27 protein-coding genes are annotated in these 25,647 nt (G+C 73.8%); 13 read left to right on the forward strand and 14 right to left on the reverse strand.

Annotated elements, in window-relative coordinates; translation table 11 throughout:
• Positions 1–42 precede the first annotated feature (42 nt).
• The gene (locus ACFXPX_RS02335) at positions 43–891 is read right to left on the reverse strand and encodes a helix-turn-helix transcriptional regulator (protein WP_380639266.1); all 849 of its coding nucleotides are present in this window, start codon (positions 889–891) and stop codon (positions 43–45) included.
• 132 nt (positions 892–1,023) lie between these two features.
• On the opposite strand from ACFXPX_RS02335, the gene ACFXPX_RS02340 reads away from it, so the two are divergent.
• Entirely contained in the window at positions 1,024–1,797 is a 774-nt protein-coding gene (locus ACFXPX_RS02340; RefSeq protein ID WP_380639268.1) for an SDR family NAD(P)-dependent oxidoreductase, read from the forward strand.
• A 185-nt stretch (positions 1,798–1,982) separates the two neighbouring features.
• Here ACFXPX_RS02340 and ACFXPX_RS02345 read toward each other — a convergent pair whose 3' ends face one another.
• Positions 1,983–2,756 (reverse strand): uracil-DNA glycosylase, encoded by a 774-nt coding sequence (locus ACFXPX_RS02345; protein ID WP_380639270.1) that lies wholly within the window; start codon positions 2,754–2,756, stop codon positions 1,983–1,985.
• 172 nt (positions 2,757–2,928) lie between these two features.
• On the opposite strand from ACFXPX_RS02345, the gene ACFXPX_RS02350 reads away from it, so the two are divergent.
• Together ACFXPX_RS02350 and ACFXPX_RS02355 are read left to right on the forward strand one after the other, a co-directional pair.
• Complete coding sequence (locus ACFXPX_RS02350; protein ID WP_375883975.1) at positions 2,929–3,945, forward strand: slipin family protein; 1,017 nt, start codon at positions 2,929–2,931, stop codon at positions 3,943–3,945.
• A 91-nt stretch (positions 3,946–4,036) separates the two neighbouring features.
• Complete coding sequence (locus ACFXPX_RS02355; protein WP_375883977.1) at positions 4,037–4,489, forward strand: CBS domain-containing protein; 453 nt, start codon at positions 4,037–4,039, stop codon at positions 4,487–4,489.
• A gap of 87 nt (positions 4,490–4,576) precedes the next feature.
• On the opposite strand, the gene ACFXPX_RS02360 is transcribed toward ACFXPX_RS02355, so the two are convergent.
• Positions 4,577–5,197, reverse strand: a complete 621-nt coding sequence (locus ACFXPX_RS02360; protein ID WP_375883978.1) for a TetR/AcrR family transcriptional regulator — start codon at positions 5,195–5,197, stop codon at positions 4,577–4,579.
• 85 nt (positions 5,198–5,282) lie between these two features.
• On the opposite strand from ACFXPX_RS02360, the gene ACFXPX_RS02365 reads away from it, so the two are divergent.
• Together ACFXPX_RS02365 and ACFXPX_RS02370 are read left to right on the forward strand one after the other, a co-directional pair.
• Positions 5,283–5,795: a DUF1453 domain-containing protein gene (locus ACFXPX_RS02365; RefSeq protein WP_380639272.1), complete on the forward strand. Its 513-nt coding sequence runs from the start codon at positions 5,283–5,285 to the stop codon at positions 5,793–5,795.
• 42 nt (positions 5,796–5,837) lie between these two features.
• The gene (locus tag ACFXPX_RS02370) at positions 5,838–6,344 is read left to right on the forward strand and encodes a hypothetical protein (protein ID WP_380639274.1); all 507 of its coding nucleotides are present in this window, start codon (positions 5,838–5,840) and stop codon (positions 6,342–6,344) included.
• 1 nt (position 6,345) lies between these two features.
• Here ACFXPX_RS02370 and ACFXPX_RS02375 read toward each other — a convergent pair whose 3' ends face one another.
• Complete coding sequence (locus ACFXPX_RS02375; protein ID WP_380639276.1) at positions 6,346–9,243, reverse strand: FAD-binding and (Fe-S)-binding domain-containing protein; 2,898 nt, start codon at positions 9,241–9,243, stop codon at positions 6,346–6,348.
• A gap of 134 nt (positions 9,244–9,377) precedes the next feature.
• On the opposite strand from ACFXPX_RS02375, the gene ACFXPX_RS02380 reads away from it, so the two are divergent.
• From ACFXPX_RS02380 to ACFXPX_RS02390, 3 genes are all read left to right on the forward strand, one after another.
• Positions 9,378–10,631 carry an RNA-guided endonuclease InsQ/TnpB family protein gene (locus ACFXPX_RS02380; RefSeq protein WP_380639278.1) on the forward strand — a complete coding sequence of 418 codons (1,254 nt, stop codon included), beginning with the start codon at positions 9,378–9,380 and terminating at the stop codon, positions 10,629–10,631.
• Positions 10,632–10,742: 111 nt separating this feature from the next.
• Positions 10,743–10,889 carry a hypothetical protein gene (locus ACFXPX_RS02385; protein WP_380639280.1) on the forward strand — a complete coding sequence of 49 codons (147 nt, stop codon included), beginning with the start codon at positions 10,743–10,745 and terminating at the stop codon, positions 10,887–10,889.
• A gap of 8 nt (positions 10,890–10,897) precedes the next feature.
• The gene (locus ACFXPX_RS02390; RefSeq protein ID WP_380639282.1) at positions 10,898–11,401 is read left to right on the forward strand and encodes an HIT family protein; all 504 of its coding nucleotides are present in this window, start codon (positions 10,898–10,900) and stop codon (positions 11,399–11,401) included.
• On the opposite strand, the gene ACFXPX_RS02395 is transcribed toward ACFXPX_RS02390, so the two are convergent.
• The 3 genes from ACFXPX_RS02395 to ACFXPX_RS02405 all read right to left on the reverse strand — a co-directional run bounded on the left by ACFXPX_RS02395 (position 11,385) and on the right by ACFXPX_RS02405 (position 15,416).
• On the reverse strand, positions 11,385–12,389 hold the full coding sequence (locus ACFXPX_RS02395) for a glycosyltransferase family 2 protein (RefSeq protein WP_380639284.1): 1,005 nt from the start codon (positions 12,387–12,389) through the stop codon (positions 11,385–11,387). The genes ACFXPX_RS02390 and ACFXPX_RS02395 overlap by 17 nt on opposite strands.
• A gap of 224 nt (positions 12,390–12,613) precedes the next feature.
• Positions 12,614–13,279 carry a transglycosylase SLT domain-containing protein gene (locus tag ACFXPX_RS02400; protein ID WP_380639286.1) on the reverse strand — a complete coding sequence of 222 codons (666 nt, stop codon included), beginning with the start codon at positions 13,277–13,279 and terminating at the stop codon, positions 12,614–12,616.
• A 694-nt stretch (positions 13,280–13,973) separates the two neighbouring features.
• A complete protein-coding gene (locus ACFXPX_RS02405) occupies positions 13,974–15,416 on the reverse strand; it encodes an amino acid permease (protein ID WP_380587846.1) in 1,443 nt (480 codons plus the stop codon).
• Between the two features lie 283 nt (positions 15,417–15,699).
• Here ACFXPX_RS02405 and ACFXPX_RS02410 point away from each other — a divergent pair, with 283 nt between their 5' ends.
• On the forward strand, positions 15,700–16,701 hold the full coding sequence (locus ACFXPX_RS02410; RefSeq protein WP_380639288.1) for a Ku protein: 1,002 nt from the start codon (positions 15,700–15,702) through the stop codon (positions 16,699–16,701).
• A gap of 49 nt (positions 16,702–16,750) precedes the next feature.
• On the forward strand, positions 16,751–17,032 hold the full coding sequence (locus ACFXPX_RS02415; protein WP_380528365.1) for a hypothetical protein: 282 nt from the start codon (positions 16,751–16,753) through the stop codon (positions 17,030–17,032).
• A gap of 67 nt (positions 17,033–17,099) precedes the next feature.
• Here ACFXPX_RS02415 and ACFXPX_RS02420 read toward each other — a convergent pair whose 3' ends face one another.
• Both ACFXPX_RS02420 and ACFXPX_RS02425 read right to left on the reverse strand, forming a co-directional pair.
• Positions 17,100–18,488, reverse strand: a complete 1,389-nt coding sequence (locus ACFXPX_RS02420; protein ID WP_380639290.1) for an NADP-dependent succinic semialdehyde dehydrogenase — start codon at positions 18,486–18,488, stop codon at positions 17,100–17,102.
• Positions 18,489–18,602: 114 nt separating this feature from the next.
• Entirely contained in the window at positions 18,603–18,884 is a 282-nt protein-coding gene (locus ACFXPX_RS02425; RefSeq protein ID WP_375884008.1) for a DUF6158 family protein, read from the reverse strand.
• Between the two features lie 145 nt (positions 18,885–19,029).
• Between ACFXPX_RS02425 and ACFXPX_RS02430 the strand changes: the two genes are divergently transcribed.
• From ACFXPX_RS02430 to ACFXPX_RS02440, 3 genes are read left to right on the forward strand one after another with little or no spacing between them, the layout of a single operon-like run.
• Positions 19,030–19,635 carry an ArsR/SmtB family transcription factor gene (locus ACFXPX_RS02430; protein WP_380639292.1) on the forward strand — a complete coding sequence of 202 codons (606 nt, stop codon included), beginning with the start codon at positions 19,030–19,032 and terminating at the stop codon, positions 19,633–19,635.
• Positions 19,632–20,927 (forward strand): MFS transporter, encoded by a 1,296-nt coding sequence (locus ACFXPX_RS02435; protein WP_380639294.1) that lies wholly within the window; start codon positions 19,632–19,634, stop codon positions 20,925–20,927. The genes ACFXPX_RS02430 and ACFXPX_RS02435 overlap by 4 nt, the downstream gene beginning before the upstream one ends.
• 47 nt (positions 20,928–20,974) lie before the next feature.
• Complete coding sequence (locus ACFXPX_RS02440; protein ID WP_380528358.1) at positions 20,975–21,973, forward strand: adenosine deaminase; 999 nt, start codon at positions 20,975–20,977, stop codon at positions 21,971–21,973.
• Between the two features lie 18 nt (positions 21,974–21,991).
• Here ACFXPX_RS02440 and ACFXPX_RS02445 read toward each other — a convergent pair whose 3' ends face one another.
• The 5 genes from ACFXPX_RS02445 to ACFXPX_RS02465 all read right to left on the reverse strand — a co-directional run bounded on the left by ACFXPX_RS02445 (position 21,992) and on the right by ACFXPX_RS02465 (position 25,425).
• Complete coding sequence (locus ACFXPX_RS02445) at positions 21,992–22,549, reverse strand: dihydrofolate reductase family protein (RefSeq protein ID WP_380587831.1); 558 nt, start codon at positions 22,547–22,549, stop codon at positions 21,992–21,994.
• 105 nt (positions 22,550–22,654) lie between these two features.
• Positions 22,655–23,290 carry a vitamin K epoxide reductase family protein gene (locus tag ACFXPX_RS02450; protein ID WP_380528354.1) on the reverse strand — a complete coding sequence of 212 codons (636 nt, stop codon included), beginning with the start codon at positions 23,288–23,290 and terminating at the stop codon, positions 22,655–22,657.
• Positions 23,287–24,081: a DsbA family protein gene (locus ACFXPX_RS02455; protein WP_375894962.1), complete on the reverse strand. Its 795-nt coding sequence runs from the start codon at positions 24,079–24,081 to the stop codon at positions 23,287–23,289. The genes ACFXPX_RS02450 and ACFXPX_RS02455 overlap by 4 nt, the downstream gene beginning before the upstream one ends.
• A gap of 88 nt (positions 24,082–24,169) precedes the next feature.
• On the reverse strand, positions 24,170–24,847 hold the full coding sequence (locus ACFXPX_RS02460) for a hypothetical protein (protein ID WP_380639296.1): 678 nt from the start codon (positions 24,845–24,847) through the stop codon (positions 24,170–24,172).
• An 80-nt stretch (positions 24,848–24,927) separates the two neighbouring features.
• Positions 24,928–25,425, reverse strand: coding sequence for an SRPBCC family protein (locus ACFXPX_RS02465; RefSeq protein ID WP_380587822.1), 498 nt, complete (start codon positions 25,423–25,425; stop codon positions 24,928–24,930).
• Positions 25,426–25,647 lie beyond the last annotated feature (222 nt).

The following is a 25,647-nucleotide window of genomic DNA, read 5'->3' on the forward strand; positions in this document are numbered from 1 at the left end:
GTCCTGCCTGCGCTGTCCGTCCCGCGTGCCCTGCCCGCTGGGTCACGTTCCGCGCGCGGCGGCGAAGGCGCGGCGGGTGGGACTGTCCGGTGGGGCGAGGAAGGCGAAGACGTGGCGGCCCTCCTCGGGGAGCGGCAGCACGGTGTAGTCGAGGACGGCGGTGTCCAGCGCGGGGTGGCGGACGTGGAGGCGGCCGGGGCCGGGCGGGGCGGCCCGGTGGTGGTCCCAGAGCGCGGCGAACTCCGGGCTGGCCGTGGAGAGCCGGCCGACCAGGGCGAGCAGGGTCCGGTCGCGGGGGCGGTCGGCGTGCTGGGCGCGCAGGGAGGCGACCAGGTCGGCGCCGATCGAGCGGTCGGCGGCCGTGTTGCCCGGCGAGCGGTCCCGGTACGGGCAGCAGAAGACCTGCCAGAGCAGGTTGCGCTCGTGCGGTGGCCGCCGCTCCGGCCCGGCCAGCAGCAGGGCGGCGGGCCGGTTCCAGGCCAGCAGGTCGAAGGTCGGGCCGGTGACGAAGGCGGGGGCGGCGTCCAGGGTCTCCAGCAGGGCCAGGGTGGCCGCGGGGACGGCCGGGTCGGTGGAGGGGCCGGTGGAGGGGCCGGTGGCGGGCGGCGTCGTACGGTCGCGCCGTACGGCCAGCCGGTGCAGGTAGGCGCGCTCCGGGCCGCTCAGGTGCAGGGCCTCGGCGAGACCGTCCAGGACCGGGCCGGTGGGCACCCGTTGGCGGCCCTGTTCCAGCCGGGCGTAGTAGTCGGCCGAGATCCCGGCGCGGGCGGCGACCTCCTCGCGGCGCAGCCCGGGGGTGCGGCGGCGGCCGGCCGCGGGCAGGCCCGCTTCGGCGGGCGCGAGTCGGGCACGGCGGGCGCGCAGGAACGCGCCCAGCGGGGTCTCGGGCATGCGCGCCAGGCTGCCACAGCCAGGCCGGCCCTACCAGGACCGGGCTGTCCCTGGCTGGGCGGTCCCTGGCTGGGCGGTCCGGGGTACGACCGGCCGCTGGTGGGCCGGCGGGGGTGGCGGCAGGCTCGCCGCATGGGACTTCTCGACGACAAGGTCACGATCGTCACCGGTGCCGGGCGGGGCATCGGCGCCACCTCCGCCCGGCTGTTCGCCCGGGAGGGCGCGCTGCTGGTGCTGGCCGCCCGCTCCGCGCCGGAGGTGGAGGCGCTGGCCGCCGAGCTGCGGGCCGCCGGCGGGGAGGCGGTGGCGGTGGCCGCCGACCTGACCACCGCCGAGGGCGCCCAGCGGACGGTGGACGCGGCGCTGACCGCCTTCGGCCGGCTGGACGCGGCCTTCGACAACGCGGGCAACGGCCTGCCGCCCGCTCCGCTCGCCGAACGCTCGGAGGCCGAGTGGGACGACACCCACGCGCTCAACCTGCGGGGCACCTGGCTCTGCCTGCGCGCCCAGCTGCGGGCGATGGCGGCAGCCGGCCGCGGCGGCGCGGTGGTGCTCAACTCCGGGGTGGGCGCGCTGGTCGGGGGCTTCGGCGACGGCGCCCAGCAGGCCGCCAAGCACGGACTGACCGGCCTGGTGAAGGCGGCCACCGCCGACTACGCGCGGTACGGCGTCCGGGTCAACGCCGTCGCGCCCGGGGTGGTCCGCACCCCCGGGACGGAGGAGTACTTCGCGGCGGGCCCGGAGTTCGCCGCCCTGGTCGCCCGCTCGACCCCGCTGGGCCGCCCGGGCCTGGACACCGAGGTGGCGGAGGCGGCGGCCTGGCTGCTCAGCGACCGGTCCTCGTACGTGGCGGGCGTGACCCTGCCGGTGGACGGCGGGATCACGGCCACCCGGCGGTTCGACTGAGCCGTGCCGTGCGGGGCCACGCGCCAGGGCGTGTCTGACAATTCCCGCCGGGCACGCGACGCCGGGGCACGCACCTCGCCGCGTTGTCGTCGGTCGCCGATGCTCCGCATGGACTCCCTCCTCCGCCTTGCGATGCACGCACCCCAACGCCGCGCGCTGATCCGACGCGAATTGTCAGACACGCCCTAATGGGGGCTGAGCCCCGCCGAGGCGGCCGCCTCGCGGAGCAGCTCGCGGAGCATCGCGGTGGTCAGCCGGCCGGTGTTCGTGTTGCGCGGGCTGACGTGGTAGCAGCCGTACAGCCGTAGGTCGGGGCCGCCGTCCCGGGCGGGGAGGGTGACCAGGGCGGCGTGGCCGAAGGCCGGGCGCGGTCGGGGCACGGTCCAGCCGGCGTCGGCGAGCACCGGCAGCACCGCCTGCCAGGCGAAGCCGCCGAGGGCGACGACCGTCCGCACGGTGGGGCGCAGCAGTTGCAGTTCGCGGGTGATCCAGGGGCGGCAGGTGTCGCGTTCGGCGGTGCTGGGCTTGTTGTCGGGCGGGGCGCAGCGCACCGGGTCGGTGATCCGGACGCCGTACAGCTCCAGGCCGTCGCCGTGCCGGACGGACTCCGCGCGGTTGGCGAGCCCGAGCTCGTGGAGGGCCGCGTAGAGGAGGTCGCCGGAGGGGTCGCCGGTGAAGATCCGGCCGGTGCGGTTGCCGCCGTGGGCGGCGGGGGCGAGACCGACCAGGACGAGCGGGGCGTCGGGCGGGCCGAAACCGGGGATCGGCCGGGCCCAGTAGTCCCAGTCCTGGTAGGCGCGGCGCTTGGTGCGGGCGGTCTCCTCGCGCCAGGCGACCAGCCGGGGGCAGGCCCGGCAGTCGGTGACGACCCGGTCGAGGACGGTGAGTCCGGTGGCGCGGGCGGCGGCCTCGGCCGGGTGGCGGGGGTCGCCGGGGTCATCGGCGGGGGCCGGCTGCATGGGCCCGATCCTAGGGCGTGCGGTCCGGGGAGGGTCCTGTGGTTCAGGACGTTCGATCCGGCCTTGTCCGCGCAGGCGTAGCGTTGAAGCAGTTGCTCCGGTGGCTCCCGGCCCGGTTCGGTCGGCGGTGGCCGGACGCGCCGGTGTGCGCGGAGGCCGCGAGGAGGCCGCGATGATCGTCGATGCGGTGCTGGGGGCGCTCGGGGGACTGGCCGGGCTGGGGGCGATCTGGGCGGGGCTGAGCATCCGGGTGGTCCAGCAGTTCCAGAAGGGCGTGGTGTTCCGCTTCGGCAAGGTGCGCGAGGAGATCCGCGAGCCGGGGCTGGTCGCGCTGATGCCGATCGCGGACCGGCTGCGCCGGGTGAACGTGCAGATCGTGACGATGCCGATTCCGGCGCAGGAGGGCATCACCCGGGACAACGTGACCGTGCGGGTGGACGCGGTGGTCTACTTCCGGGTCGAGGACCCGGTCAAGGCGACGGTCAACGTGCAGGACTACAACTTCGCGATCTCCCAGGTCGCGCAGACCTCGCTGCGGTCGATCATCGGCAAGAGCGAGCTGGACGACCTGCTGGCCAACCGCGAACCGATCAACCAGGGGCTGGAGTTGATGATCGACAGCCCGGCGCTGGGCTGGGGCATCCAGATCGACCGGGTGGAGATCAAGGACGTCGCCCTGCCGGAGTCGATGAAGCGCTCGATCGCGCGCCAGGCGGAGGCCGAGCGGGAGCGGCGGGCGCGGATCATCACGGCGGACGGCGAGTTCCAGGCCTCGGCCCGGTTGTCGGAGGCGGCGGCGGTGATGAGCGCGACCCCGGCGGCGCTCCAACTGCGGTTGCTGCAGACCGTGGTGGAGGTGGCGGCGGAGAAGAACTCGACGCTGGTGCTGCCGTTCCCGGTGGAGCTGCTGCGGTTCCTGGACAGCGCGACGGAGTCCCAGCAGCGGGACCTGCTGGCGGCCGCCGCGGTCGCCGCCGCCGCGAAGTCCGCGGAGCAGGCGGTGGAGCGCGGGGAGGTGCCGGAGGAGGAGCTCCCGCACGAGCGGCCCCGACACGAACTGCCGCCGTTGGAGAAGCTGTTGAACGCGTCGCCGCTGGACGGAGCGGAGCTGGACGGGCTGGGTTCGGACGGGGCGGACCCGGAGGCCCCCGGCCCGACGGAGCGCGCCGAGCCCGGGGCGGCGTCCTGAGCGCCACCGGGCCCGCCCGGGCCCGGTGGCGTGGGTCACCCGGTCGGACCAGGATGGACGAGGGGCTGGAAGCCAGGCCAGGAGGCGGACCATGACCATCGCCAGCGACATCATGCACCCGGGGGCGGAGTGCATCCGCGAGCACGAGACGCTCGCCGCCGCCGCCCGGATCATGCGGGAACGACACGTGGGCGCGCTGCCCATCTGCGGGGAGAACGACCGGCTGCTGGGCATCGTGACGGACCGCGACATCGTGCTGCGCTGCGTCGCGGAGGGGCGCGATCCGTCCGAGGTGACGGCGGGTGAACTGGCGCTCGGCCGGCCGATGACGGTGGAGGCGGACGAGGACTGCGAGCAGGTGCTGCGGGTGATGGAGCAGTACCAGGTGCGCCGCCTGCCGGTGATCAACCACCCGGAGCACAAGCTGGTCGGCATGATCAGCGAGGCCGACATCGCCCGCGGGCTGCCGCAGGCCCGGCTCGCGGAGTTCGTGTCGGCGGTCTGCGCCGAGGCGGCGCCGAAGAAGGAGGCGCTGCAGGGCTGACCCGGCCGGACCGGCCGCGGGCGCCGGGCGCCGTCGGCCCACCGCGCGGACCGGGCTCGCCCGGGCGGCGGGTTCCTCGGCGTGTTGTCAGCCGCTCGCCAGGGTGTCGAGGTGGCGGCGCAGCACCGCGCGCAGTGCGTCCGGGCCGACCAGGTCGGGGTGCTGGACGGCTTGCAGGGTGAGGCCGTCCAGCAGGGCGGAGAGCCGGCGGGTCTCGACGTCGAGGTCGAGGCCGGGGAGCAGCGCGCCGGAGCGCTCGGTCTCGACCAGGACGCGCCGCACCAGTTCGTCCAGACCGGCCTGCAACTCGGCGGCGCGGGGACGTAGTTCGGGCCGGGTGCGGGCGGCGGTGACGAACGAGAGCCAGAGTGCGGACTCCTCCCGGCGCCGGGCGTCCAGCGGGAGGGTCTCGGCGAGCAGTCGGGCGGTCTGCTCGCGCCGGTCGGTACCGGGGGTGGGCTCCGGGTCGAGCAGGGCGCGGGCGTGGGTGCGGACGCGGGCGTCGATCCGACGGGCCAGTTCCTGCATCGCGAAGAGCATCAGCTCGGAGCTGCCGGCGACGTAGTGGCGGACCGAGCCGACGGCGAGTCCGGCCTCCTCGGCGACGTTGCGCAGTGAGGCGTGCTCCAGGCCCTCCCGGGCGGCGACGCGCAGGACGGCGTCGGCGACGGCCTGGCGGCGTTCGACGGGGTCGACGATCTTCGGCATGTTGCCGTTATAGCACGGGCGAGCTACATTGCTGCCGGGGCTGATTTAGCACGGCTGAGCTATAAAATTCGGGGAGTGGGGCGGGATGGGCAGCTGGGTGCACGTGGCACTGATCGGGGTCGTGGTGGTCGTGGTGGTGGTCCGGCGGCTGCGCGGTGAACCGCTCAACGCGCGGGACCTCTTCGCGCCGCCGGTGGTGCTCACCGCCCTCGGGTTGTGGGCACTGTCGCAGCGGCACGGCCTCGGGGCGGGCGACTACGTCTGGATCGGCGCCGGTGCGGCGCTCGGTGTCGCCCTCGGCGCGCTGCGCGGCGCCACCATCCGGGTGTACGAGCGGGAGGGCGTGCTGTGGCAGCGCTACACCGGGCGGACCTTCCTGGTGGCCGTGGTCTCGCTCGCCGCGATGGCGGGCTTCGCGCTGCTCGCCGAGCGCGGCGGCCTGGCGGCGGACGCCCGTCCGGTCCAACTCTCCGTCGGCGTGGGCTTCCTGGGGGAGGCGCTGGTGGTCGGCTACCGCGGGCTCGCCTCCGGGGCCCCGTTCGCGCCCGAGAGGCGGGGCGCGAAGTCGCCGCTCGGGCCGGATCGATTCGGGCGGTAACTTTGGTTGTCGTCGACCCTGTTGGTAACTGTGGTTGTCGCCATGACTGCTGTGGAGATCACCACCGAGGAGCAGGCCGAGCTGGCCAAGGCCCTCCTCGACGCGCTCAATCCAGTCGCCGCCGCCGTGCGAGCCCGGGCGACCGGGCTGCCCGAGGAGCGGATGTGGCACGCCGATCCGGCCGAGATCGCCCTCTCCGTGCTGGCTGCCTGGAAGGTGGTGGACGGTGAGGTCAAGCGACTTGCCGCCGCCGCGGCCGCCACCGCCGGCTCCTACGGCGCCAGCTACGAGCAACTGGGCGCCGCCTGGGGCATCACCCGGCAGGGCGCCCGGAAGAAGTGGCCGGAAGTCGTCAGCCGTCCGGCGGCCCGGCCCGGCTCGCTCGAACTGTTCGGCGGAACATTCGAGTTGGCCGCGGACCGGGCCGCCGACGGCTGGCACTGGACGGCTGTCGGCGCCGACGGGGTGAGCGGCGAGGCGACCGCCGGCCACCCGACCCGGGAGGAGGCCGCCGCTCACGCCGGGGCCTTCCTCGCCGAGCACGCCTAGCTCACTCCGAAGACTGCTCCCGCAGCTCCCGGGCGATCAGCTCGGCCAGGTGCAGCGCCCTTCGCCCGTCGGCGAGTTGGGCGATCTGGGTGCGGCAGCTGAACCCGTCCGCGAGCACCACGGTGTCCGGCCCGGCGGCCCGGACCTCGGGCAGCAGGACGCGCTCGGCGATCGCCCGGGACACCTCGAAGTGCCCCCGTTCGAAGCCGAAGTTGCCCGCCAGCCCGCAGCAGCCGGAGTCCAGTACCCGGTTGTCCAGGCCCAGTCGGGCCTCGACCCGGCGGTCGGCGGCGCTGCCGAGCACCGCGTGCTGGTGGCAGTGGGTCTGGGTGACGGCCTCCAGCCGGACCGGGGGGAGCGGCGCCTCCGGGGCGTACTCGTCGATGAACTCGGCGAAGGTGCGCGTCCGTTGGGAGAGTGGGCGGCCTTCCGCGCCGAGGAGTCGGGGCAGGTCCTCGCGCAGGGTGGCGGTGCAGCTGGGGTCCAGGCCGACCACGGGGGTGTCGGCCGGGAGCCCGGTGGCCGCCAGGGCCGCCAGGCTGCGCCGCAACACCCGCCGGGCGGTGCCGAGTTGACCGGTGGAGTACCAGGTGAGGCCGCAGCACACCGGCCCGTCGGGCAGTCGGACGTCGAAGCCCAGGTGTTCCAGTACCTCGACGGCCGAGCGCAGGACGTCGGGCTGGAGGTGGTCGGAGAAGGTGTCCGGCCACAGCAGGACCGGTCGGGCGCCCGCCGGGGCAGGCCGGGTGGCGCGGTGGCGCCGGTACCAGCGGGTGAAGGTCTCGGGCGGGAGGACCGGCAGCACCCGGCGCCGGTCGATCCCGCCGAGCCGTTTGAGCAGGGCGCCGGCCCGGGAGCGGGCCAGCGTGTTGGCGGCCGCGGGCGCCGGTGCGACCATGCGCAGCCACAGTGGCAGCCAGCCCATCGAGTAGTGGGCGAGCGGGCGGGGCCGCCGCCGGTAGTGCTGGTACAGGAACTCGGTCTTGTAGGTCGCCATGTCGACGTGCACCGGGCAGTCGCTCGCGCAGCCCTTGCAGCTCAGGCAGAGGTCCAGGGCCTCCCGCACCTCCGCCGAGCGCCAGCCGTCCGGCACGGCCTCGCCGCGCAGCATCTCGGCCAGCAGCCGGGCCCGGCCCCGGGTGGAGTGCCGCTCCTCGCCGGTGGCCATGTAGCTCGGGCACATCACCCCGGTGGTCGGGTCCACGCACTTGGCGACACCCACGCAGCGGTGCACCGCCCTGGTGAGGCTGCCGTCGTCCTGCTCGTACGGCAGGGCCAGCGGCAGCGGGCGGCGCGGGGCGGTGACGAAGCGCAGGTCGGCGTCGAGCGGGCGGGGGTCGACCAGGGCGCCCGGGTTGAGCAGGTTCTCCGGGTCCCAGATCCGCTTGAACTCGCCGAACAGGGCGATGACTTCGGGCGGGTACATGCGCGGCAGCAGCTCGGACCGGGCCTGCCCGTCACCGTGCTCGCCGGAGAGCGAACCGCCGTACGAGACCGCCAGGTCGGCCGCCTGCTCCAGGAACTCCCGGAAGACCGGGGCCCCGTGCGGCCGGTCCAGCGGGAAGTCGATCCGCAGGTGCACGCAGCCGTCGCCGAAGTGCCCGTACGGCACGCCGTGCAGGCCGTGCCGGCGCAGCAGGGCGCGCAGGCCGCGCAGGTAGTCGCCGAGCCGCTCGGGCGGGACGGCGGAGTCCTCCCAGCCGGGCCAGGCCTGGCCGCCGCCGGGCAGGCGGGTGACGATCCCGGCGCCGGCCTCCCGGACGGCCCACAGCTGGCGCTGCTCGACCGGGTCGGTGACCAGGGCGACGGCGGCCGCGGGCTCCCGGCGCACCGCGTCGGCCAGTCGGCGGGCCGCCTGGTAGGCCGCCAGGGCGGTGGCGCCGCCGGTCTCCAGGAACAGCCAGCACCCGCCCGCGGGCAGCCGGTCCAGGGCGGGCGGGCGCGGGCCGGCGGCGAGCAGGGCGGCGATCAGGTCGGCGGCCATGCCCTCGGCGGTGAGCGGACCGTACGGCAGCAGCGCGGGGACGGCGTCGGCGGCGGCGCCCTCGTCGGGGTAGCCGGCCACCACGAGGGCGCGGGCCGGCGGGTCCTCGACCAGTCGGACGGTGGCGCCCAGCAGCAGCGCGCAGGTGCCCTCGGTGCCGGTCAGCGCCCGGGCCAGGTCGTGGCCGTGTTCGGGCAGCAGCGCGTCCAGCGGGTAGCCGGAGGTGCGGCGGGGCAGCTGCGGCATGCCCTGCCGGATGACGGCGAGGTTGCGGTCGGTGAACTCCTGGAGTTCGCGGTGCAGTCGGCCGGCCCGGCCGGGCCGGTGCGTCAGCGCCGCGCGCTCGGCGGCGGTGAGCCGCCCGCCGACGGTCAGTTCGGTGCCGTCGGCGAGCAGCAGTTCCAGCCGCTCCACGTTGTCGGCGGTGCGGCCCCAGGCGAGCGAGTGGGAGCCGCAGGAGTCGTTGCCGATCATGCCGCCGAGGGTGCAGCGGCTGTGCGTGGACGGGTCCGGGCCGAAGCGCAGCCCGTACGGCCGGGCGGCGCGCTGGAGGTCGTCCAGCACGGTGCCGGGCTGGACGCGGGCGGTGCGGGCCTCGGCGTCCACCTCCAGCACCGCGCCGAGGTGGCGGCGGAAGTCCAGGACCACCGCACCGGGGCCGATCGCCTGCCCGCCGACGCTCGTCCCGGCCCCGCGGGCCACCACCGGCACGCCGTACTCCCGGCACAGTGCCAGCGCGGTGCGCACGTCGTCCGGGTCCGCGGGTTTGACCACACCGAGCGGCAGCTGCCGGTAGTTGGAGGCGTCCTGGCTGTACACCGTGCGCTCGGCGGCGTCGAAACGGACCTCCCCGCGCAGTACGGCGGCCAGTTCACGGGCCAGTTCGGCCCCGGGGACGGTAGAGGGACGGCTCACCTTTGATCTCCCAGGTTGCTCCGGCCTTCGGGCCGGGGAGGAATGGGGGCTTGGCCCGGAGCCGCGAAGCGGCGGAGTGATCCTCGGGGGCGCCGACGTGGGCCGTTGTCAGTGCCTGTCGGTAGGTTGATCTGGTGCATCTTCGGTACTCGTATCGCATCTACCCGACGGCAGGTCAGCGTGCCTCGCTCGTCCGGACGTTCGGGTGTGCGCGGGTGGTGTACAACGACGCCCTCGCGGCGCGAAAGGGAGCCCGTAAGGGCGGCCTGCCCTACCCCAAGAGCACCGATTTGCAGAAGCAGGTGATCACGGCGGCGAAGAAGACCCCTGAGCGGGCGTGGCTGGCCTCGGTCGGGGTGGATCCGCTGATCCGGTCCCTGCGGGATCTGGACACCGCGTACCGGAACTTCTTCGACTCGGTATCCGGCAAGCGCGCCGGTCGGCCGGTCGGGCTTCCGCGGTTCAAGTCGCGCAAGGACAGCCGGCAGTCTCTGCGCTTTACCCTCAACGGGTTCCGCATCCGGGGCAATGGGAAGCTGAACCTGGCGAAGATCGGCGATGTACGGGTGAAGTGGTCGCGGGCACTGCCTGCCGACCCGTCGTCCGTGACGATCGTGCTGGATGCGGCCGGGCGGTATTGCGCCAGTTTCGTCGTGGACGTCGAACCCGAGCACCTGCCCGAGGTCGATGCCGAGGTCGGCATCGACCTCGGGCTGACCACCTACGCCGTCCTCTCCGACGGCAGCGTGATCGACAACCCCCGCTTCCTCCGCAAGGCGGAGAGGAAACTCAAGGCTGCGCAGCGGGAGCTGTCCCGCAAGGCCAAGGGATCGAAGAATCGGGCCAAGGCCCGCCGGAAGGTCGCCCGGGCGCACGCCGAGGTGGCCGACACCCGCAGGGACTGGCTGCACAAACAGACCACCACGTTGATCCGCGAAACCCAAGCGGTGTACCTGGAGGATCTGAACGTACGTGGCCTTGGCCGTGGCCGTCTGGCCAAGTCCGTCCACGACGCCGGATGGGCCACCTTCCGGCGCCTTCTTGAGGAGAAGGCCGCCCGGTACGGACGCCATGTCGGGATCGTGCACCGCGCGTTCCCGTCCTCCCAGCTCTGCTCGGACTGCGGACACCGCGACGGACCCAAGCCCCTGCACGTACGCGAGTGGGCCTGTCAGGTGTGCGGTGTTCTCCATGACCGTGACCTCAACGCTGCTCGCAACATCCTGGCCGCCGGGCAGGCGGACAGGCTAAACGCCGCTGGAGGACCGGTCAGACCTGGCGTGGCGATCCCACGCCAGGCACGGCCCGTTGAACGGGGAACCCACCTCGGTGACCTTCGGACCACGGGTGACCGTGCCGCAGGCGCGGGAGGAATCCCCGTCCTCTAGGGCGGGGAGGATGTCAACAGGGCCTCCCAGGAAGTGGACTCCGCCGATGATCGCAGCCGGGGCGCCGCACCGATGCGGGGCACGACCGGGCTACCGCCGACGGGGTGTCATGTGACGGGCTCGGCCGTCGTGATCAACGACTCCGCGGACCCGGCCAATCCCGACGCCTACCTCGCCCGGCTGCCGATCGGCGAGCGCCCGGCCGTCCCGACCGACGGCGCGCCGCTCCGGGACATCTTCCCGTACGAGGCGAGCTGACGGTCCGGGTGCTCCAGTCACCGGTCCTGCCCGAGCCGCCCCGCCACGGCGAGGACGGTCCGGAGAGCTGCGGGCAGTGCGCCCGCCCGGACTCCGACTTCCTCTGGACCGACGAGCACTGGCGGCTGAGCGGCGCCGACGCCCCCAGCGGCCTGCCCGCCACCGTGCTGCTCCAGCCGCGCGCCCACCACGACCTGCTGGACCTGCCGGCCGAGCTGTCCACCCGGCTCGGCCCGATGCTCCAGCGGGTGGAGCGGGCCGTGCTGTCGCTGGGCGGCATCGGCCGGGTCCACGTGAACCGCTGGGGCGACGGTGGCGCCCACCTGCACCTGTGGCTGATCGCCCGGCCGGAGGGCCTGACGCAGCTGCGCGGTTTCACCCTGCCGCTGTGGATGGACGTGCTGCCGCCGCTGCCCGCCGGGGTGTGGGCCGAGCGCGCCCGCCGGATCGCCGCCGCGATGGCGGCTGGGGGCGGCACCGCGCCCGCCCGCCGGGCTACTTGCGGCCGGTGAGGGTGCCGCGGGCGATGTGGGAGAGCTTGGCGACCTCGAAGGCCGGGTAGGCGCCGCCGGCCAGCAGGGAGAACTTGATGCCCTCGCGGCCGGCCGGCTTGCGGTGGCCGGGCGGCTGGAAGCGGTGGTGGTGCTCGGCGGCGCGGTGGAAGAACTGGGGGCGTTCGGCGCGGGTGACGCAGCCGGCGAGGTCGAAGACGAACAGGTAGTGCCGGATCATCCGGACGAACAGGGCGTCGCGGACGGCGTACAGGTGGGGCTGGTCCTCCAGCAGGGCGAAGCTGCGCTCGTACTGCTCGAAGAGGTTGAACACGCTGCTGCCCGGCCCGCCGGCCGGGTGGACGGTCTCCCGGCGGCGCAGCTGGACGCATTCGCGGGCCAGGACGGCGGCCGTGCGGGCGCCGAGCAGCGCCGCGTGCACCACCGGGATCTCCTCGTAGCGGCCGTCGGGGAAGGCGAGCCCGAGGTCCTCCCAGTGGCCGCGGCGGATCAGCCGGTCCCAGACCAGCGGGGGCGCGCCGAACAGTTCGGGCCGGTCGAAGGGGGCGAAGGGCTCGGGGCCGGCCTCGGCGAGCAGGGCCTCGGCGCCGCCCGGCCAGTCGCGGTCGTTGTGGCGGCGGGAGTGGCCGAACAGCAGGACGTCGACCGGGCCGGTCTGCCGGAGCCGGTCGGCGAGCGCCTGGAGGGCGTCCCGGGGGAGCAGGTGGTCGGCGTCGAGGAACAGCAGGTGCTCGCCGGTGGCCCGCGCCGCGCCCGCGTTCCGGCTCACCCCGACCCCGACGGCCGCGTTCAGGTGCAGCACCGACACCCGGGGGTCCCGGGCCGCGTAGGCGTCGGCGAGCCCGCCCGCGGTCTCGGGGGAGCGGTCGGCGACCACGATCACCTCGACGTCGGCCAGGGTCTGGGCGAGCAGCGAGTCCAGGCAGTCGGCGAGCTGTCCGTGCTGGTCGTAGGCGGTGAGCACGACGCTGATCAGGGGTGAGGGCATGACGCCGGAGCGTAAGAGGGCGCGCGAACCGTGGCAAAGGGCTGACGGTGCGTAATTACGAGCAATCAGTGGCAAATCGTACGAGCGTACGCCATATCTTCACGCCGCCTTCCGGACGCGTCCACGCCAGGTGGGACGCGCCGGGCCGGCCGCGCGCCGGGCCCGCGACGCGGGGTGCGTCGCGGGCCCGGGGCGGGTGCGCGGGAGGGCCGGAGCCGGGCGGCTCAGTACCAGTGGTGGCTCTGCCAGAACGCCCAGGCGCCGCACGGGCTGCCGTAGCGGGAGTTCATGTAGTCCAGGCCCCACTTGATCTGGGTGGCCGGGTTGGTCTTCCAGTCCGAGCCGGCCGAGGCCATCTTGGTGCCCGGCAGCGCCTGGACCAGGCCGTAGGCGCCGGAGGAGGCGTTGACGGCCATCGGGTTCCAGCTGCTCTCGCGGGCCACGATGTTGCTGAAGCACTGCAGCTGGCCGGCCGGCACGATCTGGGCGGCGATCTGCTGCGGGGTGCCGGTCGGGGCGGCGAGGCTCTGGCGCTGCTGCGAGCGGGAGGCGGCGGCGTCGGCCTGGGCCTTGGCGTCCGCCTGGGCCTTCGCGTCGGCCGCGGCCTGCGCCTGGGCGTCGGCCTGGGCCTTGGCGTCCGCATCGGCCTTCGCCTGGGCCTCCTGGGCCGCCTGGGCGTCCTGGGCGGCCTGCTGGGCAGCGGCAGTGGTGTCGGCCTGCGCCTGGTCGGCCACCGGCTTGCCGTCCACCGAGACGGCGGCCGCGGGGGCGGCGGCCTCGGCGGTGTTCCCGGCCTGCGGGATGGCGAGCGCGGCGGTGGCGGCGCTCGCGACCACGAGGGTGGCGACGCCGGTGATCAGGGAGTTGCGGCGGGCATGACTGAGCTGCATGGAGCGGGCGGTCCTTTTCCGTCGGGGGCCGTGCCGGGGCACTGGGCGCGGGGCATCGCACGGGCTCCGGGTGAGCGGGGCCCGCGCGGCCGTCCGGGACGGCCGTGGCGCCCCGGCCGAGAGCGGCGGGGCGGGCGGGCTGCGCACGGCGGACGGGGCCGGCCGGCGCTGCCTGGCGACGGGCCATTCTTGGCAGGGCCGGGGACGGGTGGCAAAAGGGTTCGCTACTACGACGAGTAGTGGCCGAGCGGGCGCTTGCGGCCCGGCGTGCCGGTGTGTTTGTGGTGCTTTGTCCGGTTTTGATGTTCGCGGGTCGAGGGTGGGGGCCGCCGACGGAAGGTGGGGCCGGAAGGCTCCATGGCCTGGGTTCTTCGGGGCGGGCCCGGTGTCCGGGCGGGCGGCCCGGGAGTGACGGTCGGTGTCGGGGGCGGCACGGGCGGAGTGCGACAACTATCCAGGACCGTAGATGCGAAACCCCCTGTGGGCGGGCTCACACGTCCGCGGCGCCGACATCGACGCAGCGTGACCGGCCGGTCGCCGGTCATCGGTCTACCGCCACCGGTCCGCAGTCCGCAGTCCGCCGCGCGGCGGGCCGTCCGGCCGACCGCCCTCGTCCGGGCATGGAACGGCACCGGGCCCGGGAGCCTCCGCAACGGCTCCCGGGCCCGGCGTTCCCGCGCGGGGGCGGACGGGTTCAGGACCCCGCCGCCACCGCCGCCCGCCGGCGCCGGCCCACCACGGCCGAGGCACCGAGCACGATCGCCGCGGCCACCAGCGACAGGTACATCTGCTTGCGTCCGTCGGGGTCGGTGAACATGTACACCACGACGAAGCCGATCATGCCGATGGCCACCCAGGTGAGATAGGGGTACAGCCACATCCGGACGGTGTGCCGCTCGGGCATCTCACGCTCGATGATCTTGCGCATCCGCAGCTGGGTCGCGCAGATCACCAGCCAGACGAAGAGCGCGATCGCACCGGAGGAGTTCAGCAGGAAGGCGAACACGGTGTTCGGCGAGGTGTAGTTGAAGAAGACCGCGATGAAGCCGAAGACCACCGAGGAGAGGATGGCCACCATCGGCACGCCGCGCGAGTTCACCGTCGCGAAGACCTTCGGGGCGTCGCCGCGCCGGCCGAGCGAGAAGGCCATCCGGGAGGCGGTGTACATCCCGGAGTTGAGGCAGGAGAGCACCGCCGTCAGCACGATCACGTCCATCACCTGGCCCGCGTGCGGGATGCCCACGTGGTCGAGCACCGCCACGTACGGGCTGTCCTTCACCGCGGCGGAGTCCCACGGCAGCAGGGTCACCACCAGCAGGATGGAGCCCAGGTAGAAGATCCCGATCCGCCAGATCACGCTGTTGGTGGCCTTGCTGACCGCCTTCTCCGGGTCCTCCGACTCGCCTGCCGCCAGGGTGACGATCTCGCTGCCCATGAAGGCGAAGACGACCGTGAGCATGCCGGTGAACACCGCGCCCACGCCGTGCGGCAGGAAGCCGCCGTGGCCGGTCAGGTTGCTGGCGCCGACCGCGTGGGTGTCCGGCAGCACGCCGAAGACGGCGAGGGTGCCGATCACCAGGAACGCGGCGATCGCCACCACCTTGATCCCGGCGAACCAGAACTCGAACTCGCCGTAGGAGGCGACCGAGAACAGGTTGGTGGAGGTCAGCACCGCCATCACGATCAGGGCCCAGCCCCACTGCGGCACGCCCGGCACCCAGTGGTTGAGGATCTTGGCGCCGGCCGTCGCCTCGACGGCGAGCACCACGACCCAGAAGAACCAGTACAGCCAGCCGATGGTGAAGCCGGCCCAGCGGCCCAGCGCGCGGTCCGCGTACGCCGAGAACGAGCCGCTCTGCGGGTCGGCCGCCGCCATCTCGCCGAGCATCCGCATCACCAGCACCACCAGCACGCCGGCCAGGGTGTAGGAGAGGAGGATGCCGGGACCGGTGGAGGCGATGCCCGCACCGGAGCCGACGAACAGGCCGGCGCCGATCACGCCGCCGATCGCGATCATCGACAGGTGCCGGTTCTTGAGCCCGGCCTTCAGGTGGCCGTCGCCGCCGTGTCCGACCGGGCCGAGCTGGTGGGGGACCTGGGTGGTGTCCGCGGCCTGCTTGGTGGTGTCCGCACTCATGGAGGGTGCCTTCTGCCTTTCCGGCGCGGCATGACCCTCGGCTCGTCGTGCCGGAGGGTGGGGGACAGACCCGCGCATTGCGGTGCAACCTAACTTCTACGCCCGGGTATCGGAACAGCTGAGAGATAACTGTTCGCTCACCGGACACAAAAGGCCAGGTCAGGGTGGGTGGAGAAGTGGCGGGAAAGGCTCAAATCTGACGCAGCGTCATGCTGGCGGGAACCCGCCAGGGCCCTGCCGGAGCAAGTGGCCGATCCGGCCGAACGCGCGCACAGTGGGAACCATGCAGACCACCTGGAAGGGGACGATCAGCTTCGGGCTGGTCAGCATCCCCGTCCACCTCTACTCCGCGACCCAGGAGCACGACGTCCCGCTGCACCAGGTGCACGCCAAGGACGGTGGCCGGGTGCGGATGAAGCGGTACTGCGAACGGGAGGAGAAGGAGGTCCCGTACGCGGAGATCGCCAAGGGCTACGAGTCGCCCGACGGCCGGACGGTCACGCTCAGCGACGACGACCTCGCCGACCTGCCGCTGCCCAGCAAGAAGATCATCGACGTGCTGGCCTTCGTGGACGCCACCGAGATCGACCCGCTGATGTTCTCCAAGGCCTACTACGTGGGCGTCGCCGACAAGGCCGCCGCCAAGCCGTACGCCCTGCTGCGCGACGCGCTGGTGGAATCGGGGCAGATCGCCGTCACCAAGATCGCGCTGCGCACCCGGGAGTCGCCCGCGGTGCTGCGGGTGCACGACGGGACGCTGGTGCTCCAGACCTGCATCTGGCCCGACGAGGTCCGCCCGGCGGCCGGGATCGCGCCCGAGGAGGACGTCGCGGTGCGGCCGCAGGAGCTCAAGATGGCGCGGTCGCTGATGGACACCCTCTCCGAGGACTTCGACCTCTCCCAGCTCCACGACGACTACCAGCAGGCGCTCCAGCAGGTGATCACCGCCCGGCTGGAGGGCGTCGAGCTCCCGCATGAGGAGGAGCCCGACGAGGCGCCGGACAACGTGATCGACCTGATGGAGGCGCTGCGCAGCAGCCTCCGGCAGGCCAAGGGCGGCCGGGCGCCGGCCACCCCGGCCGCAGCGGAGCCGGTCGACGAACAGCCGGCCGCCGAGGAGCCGGCGCCGCGCAAGCGCGCCGCCGCGAAGAAGGCCGCCACCGCGAACAAGGCCGCCACCGCGAAGAAGACCGCCGCCGCCGGAAAGGCCGCGGGCACCGGGAAGGCCGCCCCGGCGAAGAAGACCACCACCCGCAAGTCCACGGCTCCGCGCAAGGCCTCCTGACCGCGCGGGCCGCCCCCTCCCCCTCACCCAGCACCGGAGGCGATCCCGAATGGACCTGCTCAGCTACAAGGAACTCGAAACCGGGCCGGACGCCCCGAAGAACCCGAGCCTGGGCCACCGGGCCTGGCGCTGGCTGCTCAGCCTCAGCCCCACCGTGGTGACCTTCATGGTCGCGCTCTCGATCGGCCTGCTCATGGTCGAGGTCCAGACGGAGTGGGACCCGATGATCGGGCTGATGGCCTTCTTCTGGCTGCTGACCTTCATCGCGCTGGTCGGCATGGTCGCCCGCTGGGCGACGCCCGGCCGGGGCAGGCACCGGACGGTGGGCTGACCTGACCTGACCGGCCCGAACCCGGGTACCCGCAGCCGTACCGGAGGCGTCGCGGCTCCGGGAGCGATCAACCGATCCACACCGTGGTGACGTTGCAGAACTCCCGGATGCCGTGCCCGGACAGCTCCCGCCCGAAGCCGGAGCGCTTGACCCCGCCGAAGGGCAGCGCCGGGTGGGAGGCGGTCATGCCGTTGAAGAACACCCCGCCGGCCTGGATGTCGCGGACGAAGCGCTCCTGCTCGCCCTGGTCGGTGGTCCAGACGTTGGAACTGAGCCCGAACGGCGTGTCGTTGGCGAGGGTCACCGCCTCGTCCAGGTCGGCGACCCGGTAGACGGTGGCGACCGGGCCGAAGGTCTCCTCCAGGTGGATCCGCATCGCCGGGGTGATGCCGGTCAGCACGGTCGGCTCGTAGAACCAGCCGGTGTCCCAGCCCATCGGGCGGTTGCCGCCGCATTCGACCCGGGCACCGTGGGTGCGGGCGTCCTCGACCAGTTCCTCCAGGTCGTCCCGGCCCTGGCGGCTGGCCAGCGGGCCGACGTCGGTGGTCTCGTCCATCGGGTCGCCGATCCGCAGCGCGCGCATCGCCTCGGTGAAGGCGGCGGTGAAGCGGTCGTAGACGTCGGTGTGCACGATGAAGCGCTTGGCGGCGATGCAGGACTGGCCGTTGTTCTGCACCCGGGCCCGGACGGCGGTGGCGACCGCGGCGTCCAGGTCGGCGCTCGGCAGGACCACGAACGGGTCGCTGCCGCCCAGCTCCAGCACCGCCTTCTTCACCTCGTCCGCGGCGGCGGCCGCGACCGCCCGCCCGGCCGGCTCGCTGCCGGTGAGGGTGACGGCGGCGACCCGGCGGTCCCGGACCACCCCCTCGACCGCGCCCGAGCCGATCAGCAGGGTCTGGAAGCAGCCCTCGGGGAAGCCGGCCCGCCGGAACAGCTCCTCGATCGCCAGCGCGGTGCGCGGCACGTTGGAGGCGTGCTTGAGCAGGCCGACGTTGCCCGCCATCAGGGCCGGCGCGGCGAAGCGGATCACCTGCCAGAACGGGAAGTTCCACGGCATCACGGCGAGCACCGGGCCGAGCGGGCGGTAGCGGACGTACGCCCGGGAGGCGCCGCTGTCGGCCACGTCGGCCGGGTCCGGGTGCTCGTCGGCGAGCAGCGCCTCGGCGTGGTCGGCGTACCAGCGCATCGCCTTGGCGCACTTGGCGGCCTCGGCCCGGGCGGCGGCGAGCGGCTTGCCCATCTCCTCGGTCATGGTGCGGGCGAGCGCGTCCTGGTCCCGGTCCAGCAGGTCGGCCGCGCGGTGCATCAGTTCGGCGCGGGCGGCGAACGGGGTGCTGCGGTAGCCGTGGAAGGCGGCTTCGGCGCGGGCCAGCCGCCGCTCGATCCCGGCCGCGTCGAGCGCTTCGAAGGTCTGGACGATCTCGCCGGTCGCGGGGTTGACGCTGGCGATGGGCATGCGGGGCTCCCAGTGGGGGGTCGGGTCCGGTGCTCTGCCCTCACACCCTCCCCGACGCCCCGCCCCGGGGCGCGCCACCACCGCCCGGCGTGTCCCGCCGGGGGCCGGCGGGCGTCACTCCGGCAGCGACTCCACCCGGGCGGCCGCCTCCCGGGCCCGGGCGCCGGCCCTGGTCCGGGCCGCGGTCACCTGCCGGAGGGGGAAGCGGTTCAGGTACTCGGCCTCCAGCTGGCCGGTCCGCAGGGTGTGCCGTTTCAGCGCCTCCTCCGAGCCGTACAGGAAGGTCTCGTGGCGGGTGCGGTGCAGTTGCTCCAGCTCGTGCAGCAGGGTGTCGTTGCCCAGTGCGTGCGGGGAGATGCCCGCGGGCCGGATGTGCGGGTCGTCGGCGTGCTGCATCGCGGTGCCTCCTCGGCGGAAGTCCCCTCCTCCAGGGTGCCCGCCGACCGCCGCCGGTGCACCCGATCGTCCGGGGCGGTCCGGATGGACAAGGAGAATTGTAAAAGATCTGTCGTACGAGAGTTCTTGTGGATATCCTCCCGGCATGGACGAGACGACAGGCAGGACGACCGACGAACCGCGCGGCACCCGGGAGATCCAGGACTCCCGGGTGCTCGCCGCCCTCACCCACCCGTTGCGCTGGCGGCTGATCGACCTGCTCAAGGTCGACGGCCCGGCCACCGTCGGGAGACTGGCCGAGCGCACCGGGCAGGCGGTGGGCAACGTCAGCCACCACCTCAAGGTGCTGGCCGAGAGCGGACTGATCGAGGAGGCGGCCGAGCTCGCCCGGGACCGGCGGGAGCGCTGGTGGCGGCTGGCCGACCGCGAACTCAGCTGGACCAGGGCCGACTTCGACGGGGACCCGGCCGCCGAGGCGGTCGCCGACGCGGCCGGATCGATCCTGCTGGAACGCAAGGTCGAGCTGGTCCGCGAGTGGACCGCGCGGCGCGGCGGGTACGACCCCGACTGGCGGGACGGCTGCTCGGTGGCCACCGAGGCCTGGCTGCGGCTCACCCCCGAGGAGGCCCGGGAGCTGGCCGCCGACCTGCACGAGGTGATCCAGAAGTGGGCCCGGCGGCCGGTGCCCGAGGACGGGCGGGAGCGCGAGACCGTCCTGGCCTTCGCCCACAGCGTCCCGGCCAGGCCGTGACCGCCACCCTCGCCCCGCCCGCCGGGGGCCCCGAACTCCGTTCGCGCTGGGGCCTGTTCACCCAGCGGGACTTCCGGCTGCTGTGGGCCGGGCAGACCGTCAGCCGACTGGGCAGCAGCGTCACCACCGTCGCACTGCCGCTGGTCGCGGTGCTCACCCTGGGCGCCGGGCCGCTCGCCGCGGGCCTGCTGACCAGCGCGATCTGGCTGCCCTGGCTGCTGTTCGGCCTGCCGGCCGGGGTCTGGGTCGGCCGGGCGCCCCGGCGGACCGTGATGATCGCCTGCAACCTCGGCTCCGCCGGGCTCCTCGCCAGCGTGCCGGTGGCGGGGTGGTTCGGCGTCCTCACCCTGGCGCACCTGCTGGCCGTGGCCTTCCTCGGCGGCGTCTGCTCGGTGTTCTTCGACGCCGCCGACCAGGCGTACCTGCCCGAGCTGGTCGCCCCGGCGGACCTGATCGAGGGCAACGCCAAGCTCCAGGGCAGCGGCTCTGCGGCCGAGGTCGCGGGCCGCGGACTGGCCGGGCTGACCGTCCAACTCATCGGCGCCGCAGGCGGGTTGCTCATCGACGCGGTGAGCTTCCTGATCGCGGCCGGCACCCTGCTGCGGATCCGCGCCCGGCCGCAGCCGGTGCCGCCGGTGCCGGAAGGCCTGCGCGGACAGGTCCGCGAGGGGCTGTCCTTCCTGCTGCGCGACCCCTACCTGCGGGCCTTCCTCTGCTTCGGCGCGGCCGCCAACTTCGCCCTCATGGGCTACCAGGCGATCCTGGCGCTGTTCCTGGTCCGGGAGGCCGGCATCGCCCCCGGCTGGGTCGGCGTGCTCGCCTCCGCCGCCGCCCTCGGCGGGGTGCTCGGCGCGGCGGCGGTCCGCCCGCTGTGCGCCCGGCTGGGGACGGCCCGCGCGGTGCGGACCGTGCTGCTCGGCGCCGTCCCGCTCGGGCTGCTGATGCCGCTGGCCGGGCCGGGGGCGGGCACCGCCCTGTACGTGGTCGGCGCGCTCGGGGTGGTCGCGGCCGTGGTGTTCTGCAACGTCGTGCTCGGCAGCTTCCGGCAGTCCTACACCCCGCCCGGGCTGCTCACCCGGGTGGCGGCCGGATCGATGTTCGCCGTCCACGCCACCATCCCGCTCGGCGCCCTGACCGGCGGCGTCCTGGGCGACGCGATCGGCCTGCGACCCACCATGTGGGTGATGACCGGCCTGCTCGTGGTGGCCGGGACGCTGCCGCTGTTCTCGCCGCTGCGCACCCTCCGGGAGCTGCCCACGGCGCCCCCGAAGATCGGCGAGATCATAGGATGAATTCCGTACCTTCAGGCCCAATCCCCGACAGCTCGGACAGATCGCACATGCCGCTCCCCAAGGCCGAACTCCACCTGCACATCGAAGGCACCCTCGAACCCGAGCTCGCCTTCGCCCTCGCCGCCCGCAACTCCGTCGAACTGCCGTACGCCGACACGGAGGAACTGCGGAAGGCGTACTCGTTCAGCGACCTGCAGTCCTTCCTCGACCTCTACTACGCGCTGATGACCGTGCTGCGCACCGAGCAGGACTTCGCCGACCTCGCGGACGCCTACCTGGCCCGGGCCGCCGAACAGGGCGTGCGGCACGCGGAGATCTTCTTCGACCCCCAGGCGCACACCGCGCGCGGGGTGCCGCTCGGCGTGGTCGTGGACGGCCTGACCCGCGCGCTGTCGCGCAGCGAGCAGCGGTACGGCATCAGCACCCAGCTGATCATGTGCTTCCTGCGCGACGAGTCCGCCGACTCCGCCCTGGACACCTTCGAGGCCGCCCGCCCGTACTTCGACCGGATCGCCGGCATCGGCCTGGACTCGGCCGAGGTCGGCAACCCGCCCGCGAAGTTCCGCGAGGTTTACCGCCGGGCCGCCGAGGCCGGGCTGCGCCGGGTCGCCCACGCGGGCGAGGAGGGCCCGGCCTCGTACATCACCGAAGCGCTGGACGTGCTCGGCGTGGAACGGATCGACCACGGCCTGCGCTGCCTGGAGGACGGCGAACTCGTCGCCCGACTGGTCCGCGAGCAGATCCCGCTGACCCTCTGCCCGCTCTCCAACGTCCGGCTGCGCTGCATCGACACCCTCGCCGACCACCCGCTGCGGGAGATGCTGGACGCCGGCCTGCTGGTCACCGTCAACTCCGACGACCCGGCCTACTTCGGCGGCTACGTCGAGGACAACTTCCGCGCCGTCCGGCAGGCCCTGGCCCTCGACCAGGAGACCCTGCGCCGACTGGCCGCCAACTCCTTCCGGGCCTCCTTCATCGACGACCGCCGCCGCGCCGAACTCCTCGCCGAGGTCGAGCGGTTCACCTTCGACCCGATCGATGGCTGACCGCCCGCCGGCCCTGCGTCAGTCCAGCGGCGAGGGCCCGCTGCGGGCGTAGCGCAGCAGGGTCACGCCGTTGGTGAAGCGGTGGGTCTCGACCGGGGTGAGCGGGACGGGGCGGTCGGTCGGGCGGAACAGCAGGGTGCCGCGGCCGAGGACGACGGGGTGGACGAGGAGGCGGAACTCGTCGATCAGGTCCTGGGCCAGGAAGGAGGCGGCCAGGTCGGCGCCGCCGAGGGCGAGGTTCCCGCCGGGGCCGGCGGCGAGGGCGGCGACCGTGCCGGGGGTGACCTCGCGGACGACGGTGGTGTTCCAGTCGGCGTGGTCGAGGGTGCGGGAGAAGACGGTCTTCGGCTTGGTGCGCCAGATCTCCGCGAACTCCGCGACCGGGCCCGCGGCGGCCGGGTCCCGGTCGGCGGTGGGCCAGGAGGCGGCCATCAGTTCGTGGGTGCGCCGGCCGGAGAGGAAACCACCCATGCGGACGAGTTCGCGGTTCATGTGGGCGTGCACCTCGTCGTCGATGAGCTGCCAGCCGAGGTCGTGGTCCGGTCCCTCGAAGTAGCCGTCCACGGACACGGACATGAAGAGGACGATCCTGCGTCGCATGGCGGCCTCACCGGGGGAGGGCCCCCGCCGCCCGCTGCCCGCTCCCCGGGGTGGGAGCGGGCGGCGGGCGGCGGACGGGCGTCAGATCAGGGTGCTCCAGTAGTACCAGAACCGGTTGAGCACCAGCAGTGCGATCACCGCGTACCAGAGCACCGGGACGACCCAGTGGTAGCGCACGGCCTCCCGCACCACCGTCCGCGCCCTCGGCCCGACCGGGATCACGCCGGAGCGCAGGTTGTGCAGGGTGGTGTACCAGAACAGCGGGATCATCGCGGCCCAGACCACCATGCAGTACGGGCAGAGCGCGCTGATCCGGTACAGCGCCTGGTACATCAGCCAGGTCACGAAGCCGATCCCGAACACCGTCCCGGCCTGGAGGCCGAGCCAGAACCAGCGCCGGAACGACGCCCCGGCCAGCAGCCCGGCGCCGATCGCGATCACCACGCCGAACGCGACCAGGCCGATCAGCGAGTTGGGGAAGCCGAAGGCCTCCGCCTGGTCGCTGCGCATGACCGAGCCGCAGCTGATGATCGGGTTGATGTTGCAGCTGGGGACGTACGACGGGTCCTTGAGCAGCCGGATCTTGTCCAGGGTGAGGACGGCCGAGGCGAACAGGCCGACCGCGCCGCCGAGCAGGAGCAGCCAGGCGAAGGGGCGGCTCGCACCGAAGGTCCGCGTGGTGGCGGCGGCGGGTACGGCCTGGGCGGGCGGCGTCACCCGGTCACCTGCTTGACCAGGGCGGTGAACTGCTCGGGCGAGACGGCCTTGCCGTTGGTCAGGACGTCCAGCTTCTTGCCGTCGAGCTTGACGGTCGGGGTGCCGGTGACGTCGCTCTTGTTGAACTCCTCGTTCACCTTGGCCGCCCACGGCGCGTAGGTGCCGTCCTGGACGGCCTTCACGAAGGCGTCGGTCTTGAGGCCGGGCACCTGGCCGGCCAGGTCCAGGATGTGGTTGACGTCGCCGAAGTCGTCGCTGCGCTCGTCCGGCTGGTTGGCGTAGAGCACGTCGTGGAAGGCCTTGAACTTGTCCACGCCCTCGTTCAGGGCGGCGCCGGCGGCGGCCAGCGCGGTGCGCGAGCCCTTGCCGCCGAGGTTCTTGTCCAGGAACGTCGCGAGGTGGTACTCGATCTTGTAGGTGCCGTCGTCGGCGAGCTGCTGGACGGCCTTGCCGGTGGTCGTCTCCAGCTGCTCGCAGAACGGGCAGCGGAAGTCCTCGTAGACCTCCAGGGTGTGCGGGGCGTCGGCCTTGCCGTAGGTGATCACGGTGCCGTCGGTGCCGCTCGCGTTGGCGGGGACGACCAGCGGGCCGCCGGCCCCGGCGGTCGAGGAGGAGCCGGAGGAGCCGCCGACGGCGAAGGCGACGCCGGCCGCGAGGGCGAGCACGGCGACGGAGGCGCCGCCGACCACCACCCGGCGGCGGACCCGGTCGGCGCGCTGGGCCTGGGCGCGGGCCTCGCGCATGCGCTCGGTGGCGTTGGTCTTCCGGTCGGTCTTACGGGCGTTGCTCATGGGGTGTCGTCCTGTGCTCTCGGGTGCGCGGGCGCGTGGCGCTGGGCGCTGGGCGTGGCGGGGAGCGAGGACCGTCGAGGGGAAGCGCTCAGACGGTCAGGGCGAACACCGGGGGGCCGCGGCGGACGGCCGGGCGGACGACTGCGGCCTCGGCGGGGACCAGCACACGGCTGGCGCGGGGGAAGGGCGCCCGGAGCACCGGGCGGGCCGGGACGGGGGCGGTCAGCAGCCGCAGCCAGCGGGCGGCGGCCGGGAGGTGGCGGTGCAGGAACTCGCCCAGCGTCCGGAGGGCCCGGGTGAGGCCGCTCAGCGCGGCGTCCGCGCGGCGCAGCCAGAAGGCCCCGGCCAGGGCGATCACGGTGTGCAGGAGGAGCAGCACGAGGATGCCGGTCTGCTCGGACACGCCGTGGCCGAGCAGGAACCCGCCGAGCGAGCCGCCGCCGCAGAGCAGCGGGCGCAGGCCCTGCCCGGCGTCGGGCGGCAGGGACGGGCAGGAGCGCTGGGCCAGGTCGAACAGGGCGCTGACGCCGAGCTGGAGGGGGAGGAACGCCGCCGCGATCGCCGGGTAGCCGCGTTCGCGGCCGGCCAGGGCGAAGGCCAGGACGAAGACGGCGGCCGAGGCCAGGCCCATCGTCCCGACCGGCAGCGAGCGGCCGGTGACCAGCACCTGGCCGAGCCCGGCGAGCAGCACGACCAGCGCGGCGAAGACCGCCGCGCGGAGCGTCCTGGTGACCGGGCCGATGTCCATGGCATCCGAGTCTGCCACAGGTTGAAAGTGGAACGGTCTTGTCGGCGGCGGGCTGTGAAGAGCCTCACCGGCCTTGCTGAGCTGGGCTTATGTGGTTCTTACGGGGTGTGGGGGTTCCCGTGGGGGTGGCCGGCAGGGCTTGAGGCGGGGTGGCCGTTTGCGGTGGTCACCCGGGCTTCGAGGATGTCTCGGAAGTGTTCGAGGTCTTCGCGGACCGTGCGCTCGATCGCTCCGGCCTGGGCGAAGCCGCGAGGGCCGCCGAACTCGCGGTGGACCGCTTCCGGGTCGTACTCCAGCCGGATCTGGAGGCGGGTGTGCTCGGGGTCGAGGGGGAGCAGGGCGAAGGCGCCGCTCAGGTGGACGGAGTCCAGGGTGCGCCAGGCCATCACCCGGCCCCGGCCGCGGTCGGTGATCTCGGTGTCCACGGAGCGTTCGGCGCCGTGGATGCGGATCGCGAGGTGGGCGTGGTTGCGGCCGTGGGGGTGGGCGGTGCGGACGCCGTCGACGAACCGGGGGTACTCGTGGACCCGGTGGAGTTGCTCCCAGGTGGCCAGGGCGGGGGCGGTGATGTCGATCTGTTCCTCAAGGGTGGTCATGGGGTTTCCTCCGGAACCAGGGTGCGCTTGGTCGGGGGGTGGGGCAAAAGGGGGCCGCTGCGCGGGGCTGGGGTGTGGGGGTGGGCTTTCGGGAGGGTGGGTGGGTCCGGGGGCGGTTCCGGGGGTGGGTGCTCCGGCGGCGTCCCTCCGCCACTCCGACACGCGGGCCGGCCTGGCTGATGATGAGCCCGGCGACGACGACGGCGAGCACCCCGGAGGCGT

The sequence above is a fragment of the Kitasatospora sp. NPDC059146 genome (assembly GCF_042786665.1).
Taxonomy (GTDB): Bacteria; Actinomycetota; Actinomycetes; order Streptomycetales; family Streptomycetaceae; genus Kitasatospora.

Excerpts from the sequence above, each read along its gene's own strand:
- ACFXPX_RS02335 (WP_380639266.1), bottom strand. The coding sequence starts at position 891 with ATGCCCGAGACCCCGCTGGGCGCGTTCCTGCGCGCCCGCCGTGCCCGA.
- ACFXPX_RS02340 (WP_380639268.1), top strand. The coding sequence starts at position 1,024 with ATGGGACTTCTCGACGACAAGGTCACGATCGTCACCGGTGCCGGGCGG.
- ACFXPX_RS02345 (WP_380639270.1), bottom strand. The coding sequence starts at position 2,756 with ATGCAGCCGGCCCCCGCCGATGACCCCGGCGACCCCCGCCACCCGGCC.
- ACFXPX_RS02350 (WP_375883975.1), top strand. The coding sequence starts at position 2,929 with ATGATCGTCGATGCGGTGCTGGGGGCGCTCGGGGGACTGGCCGGGCTG.
- ACFXPX_RS02355 (WP_375883977.1), top strand. The coding sequence starts at position 4,037 with ATGACCATCGCCAGCGACATCATGCACCCGGGGGCGGAGTGCATCCGC.
- ACFXPX_RS02360 (WP_375883978.1), bottom strand. The coding sequence starts at position 5,197 with ATGCCGAAGATCGTCGACCCCGTCGAACGCCGCCAGGCCGTCGCCGAC.
- ACFXPX_RS02365 (WP_380639272.1), top strand. The coding sequence starts at position 5,283 with ATGGGCAGCTGGGTGCACGTGGCACTGATCGGGGTCGTGGTGGTCGTG.
- ACFXPX_RS02370 (WP_380639274.1), top strand. The coding sequence starts at position 5,838 with ATGACTGCTGTGGAGATCACCACCGAGGAGCAGGCCGAGCTGGCCAAG.
- ACFXPX_RS02395 (WP_380639284.1), bottom strand. The coding sequence starts at position 12,389 with ATGCCCTCACCCCTGATCAGCGTCGTGCTCACCGCCTACGACCAGCAC.
- ACFXPX_RS02400 (WP_380639286.1), bottom strand. The coding sequence starts at position 13,279 with ATGCAGCTCAGTCATGCCCGCCGCAACTCCCTGATCACCGGCGTCGCC.
- ACFXPX_RS02405 (WP_380587846.1), bottom strand. The coding sequence starts at position 15,416 with ATGAGTGCGGACACCACCAAGCAGGCCGCGGACACCACCCAGGTCCCC.
- ACFXPX_RS02410 (WP_380639288.1), top strand. The coding sequence starts at position 15,700 with ATGCAGACCACCTGGAAGGGGACGATCAGCTTCGGGCTGGTCAGCATC.
- ACFXPX_RS02415 (WP_380528365.1), top strand. The coding sequence starts at position 16,751 with ATGGACCTGCTCAGCTACAAGGAACTCGAAACCGGGCCGGACGCCCCG.
- ACFXPX_RS02420 (WP_380639290.1), bottom strand. The coding sequence starts at position 18,488 with ATGCCCATCGCCAGCGTCAACCCCGCGACCGGCGAGATCGTCCAGACC.
- ACFXPX_RS02425 (WP_375884008.1), bottom strand. The coding sequence starts at position 18,884 with ATGCAGCACGCCGACGACCCGCACATCCGGCCCGCGGGCATCTCCCCG.
- ACFXPX_RS02430 (WP_380639292.1), top strand. The coding sequence starts at position 19,030 with ATGGACGAGACGACAGGCAGGACGACCGACGAACCGCGCGGCACCCGG.
- ACFXPX_RS02440 (WP_380528358.1), top strand. The coding sequence starts at position 20,975 with ATGCCGCTCCCCAAGGCCGAACTCCACCTGCACATCGAAGGCACCCTC.
- ACFXPX_RS02445 (WP_380587831.1), bottom strand. The coding sequence starts at position 22,549 with ATGTCCGTGTCCGTGGACGGCTACTTCGAGGGACCGGACCACGACCTC.
- ACFXPX_RS02455 (WP_375894962.1), bottom strand. The coding sequence starts at position 24,081 with ATGAGCAACGCCCGTAAGACCGACCGGAAGACCAACGCCACCGAGCGC.
- ACFXPX_RS02465 (WP_380587822.1), bottom strand. The coding sequence starts at position 25,425 with ATGACCACCCTTGAGGAACAGATCGACATCACCGCCCCCGCCCTGGCC.